Annotated in this window: 3 protein-coding genes; all 3 read left to right on the forward strand. The window is 25.7% G+C overall.

The genetic code is table 11. The features are described from left to right. On the forward strand, window positions 1–239 hold a 239-nt coding region (locus Q0F58_RS18970; RefSeq protein WP_294379556.1), incomplete at its 5' end, for a hypothetical protein. Further along, on the forward strand, window positions 208–780 hold the full coding sequence (locus tag Q0F58_RS18975; protein ID WP_294379558.1) for an HK97 family phage prohead protease: 573 nt from the start codon (window positions 208–210) through the stop codon (window positions 778–780). The genes Q0F58_RS18970 and Q0F58_RS18975, both read left to right, overlap by 32 nt. Before the next feature lie 50 nt (window positions 781–830). Then, the coding region (locus Q0F58_RS18980; protein WP_294379560.1) for a hypothetical protein at window positions 831–2281 on the forward strand (1451 nt) is incomplete at its 3' end.

Genomic DNA, 2281 nt, shown 5'->3' on the forward strand with positions numbered 1-2281 from the left:
AGAATATGCTTAGAACTACTCCAGAAAAAGAAATATTAATGTATGCAAATGCAGTTAAAGGTTCACTTATTACAGTAAATGAAGCAAGAAGAAAGATGAATTGGAATCATTTAAAAGGAATGGATAGACCAATAGTTATGAGTGGAACCTGCATTATAAATGAAAATGGTGAAGTTGTTGGAGTTAATAGTGAGCCATTGAAGGGAGGTGAGGATAATAGAATACAGAGCAGTAAATGAAGTAAGAACTGTTGAAGATGAAAAAGCCATGATTATTGAAGGTGTTGTAAATAATATAGGGCAATGGTCAAAGCCAATAGGGGGAAAGTTCAGAGAGAAGATAAATGAAGGCGTATTTGAAAGAGCTATTAACAGAGCTTTAGAGAATGGAGATATATTCTTTTTGCATCAACATGATAATAGAGCATTACCTTTGGCTTCTATTAAATCAAATACGTTAGAACTTGTTGAGGATAAAGAAAATAATGTATTAAAAATGAGAGCGATACTACCAGATACAAGTTTTTCACGAGATGTTTATGAATTAGTCAAAAGTGGAGTGTTAAGAGAATTTAGTTTTGGATTTAATAAGCCAAAATCAAAATGGAATATAGGAAAGGATGGAATGAAGGAAAGGTCATTAGTTGATTTTAATATTTATGAGATTTCTATTGTAAGAGTTGGAGCATATAATGAAACACAGGCTTATGTTAGAGAATATATAAAGGATAGTATATATATTTATAATAAAAATAGAATTAAAATTATAAAGGAAAAATGATATAATTATACTGTTAATATTTGTATTTTACATAAATTGGGGGAATGGATGTGGAACAAATAGATGAAATAATAAAAAAAGAATTATTGGATTATTTTGTAGATAAAAATGCTACAGGCATCTATAAGAATAAGAAGTTAAATAATAAGGTCAATAGACGTATTAATGAATTAAATATTGTTAAAAAAGAATATTTAGCTAAACTAGGTTTTATATATTCAACTGAGGACTGGGGAGAAAAGGTGACAGAAGAAAATATAAAATTATATTTAGAAAAATTATATCCTAATAAATATATTTCAAAGGTTAGTGATATATTGAAGAAAAAGCAGAAAGTATATATATTTATCAATGACTACTGTACAAAAAATGGAATAAGCAGTATAGAATATTTATTTAAATTGGGCTTTAATGTAGGAAATAGCTATTTAAAAGATAATTCATTCAATGATATTAACATTGATAATGATATATGTATAAGTAAATCATTTTTATTTAATCCTCTTGCTAATAGAAATAAGTATAATATATCATTGATAAATCAACTAAAAGAAAATTTCAATGTAAAGATCTCTTACATAGCTAAGTTATTGGGAGTAACTAGACAAATAATTGATCAGCAAATTAAAAGTAATGATATACTTTCAAGTGTTACTTTAGATGAAGAAGATTTTGAAGATGAGATACAAGAATTAATAATAAATATGATTAGTAATTTTGAAGTTGAATATGTGTCAGAAGAGATAAATATTAAATTTTATTTTGGAAAGGGCATTGCTATTTTGTATGATTATCATGGTGATAAAAAGTGTGTTATAAATCCTGATGGAGTGATAGGAGATTTGTTAACTAGTAAAGGTTATCATAAATATAATGAAAATGATATACATTTGATGAACAGATTAGGGGCATGCAATAAAATAAAGTATTTTGGAAGATGGAATGGAGAAAAAGATAGATGCAGAATAGAGGATACTGAATTAAAAAATATAATAAATGTTAATAAGAAAAAACATAATATGGCAATAGACGATTATTATTCATTCATAGGGCTGAAATATTATAATATTGAGAATGAAATAGAAGATAGATTATATAAGATATTTAAAAAAAATTTAGATTCAGATGGTATTGTTAAAATACCAATTCATCTTAATAATGGAAAACAGAATCCTGAATATGTAAAAGTATTTAAAGATTTAAATAGTTTAAAAATTTCTAAAGAGGCCCTTATAGATAAGTTTGGGTTTAATTATAAAAGAATAGTTAATAGAGAGCGTATTGAAGACAAATATAGAAAAATTATTATAGAAAGGTATGTAGTTTATGAAAATAAGATATACATAAATTCTCAAGATAAATTTTACATAAACTTACACTCTACTGCTAGAATAAAAGGCATTACACTAGATGAATATGTGAAAAAATTAGGTTTTATAAGATTAAATAGGAATCAATTGCCAGACGGCTATATTGAGTATAATTGGCATAGGGATAATAG

Origin of the sequence: uncultured Clostridium sp., from assembly GCF_934754915.1 — a bacterium.
In the GTDB taxonomy this organism is placed as follows: Bacteria; Bacillota; Clostridia; order Clostridiales; family Clostridiaceae; genus Clostridium.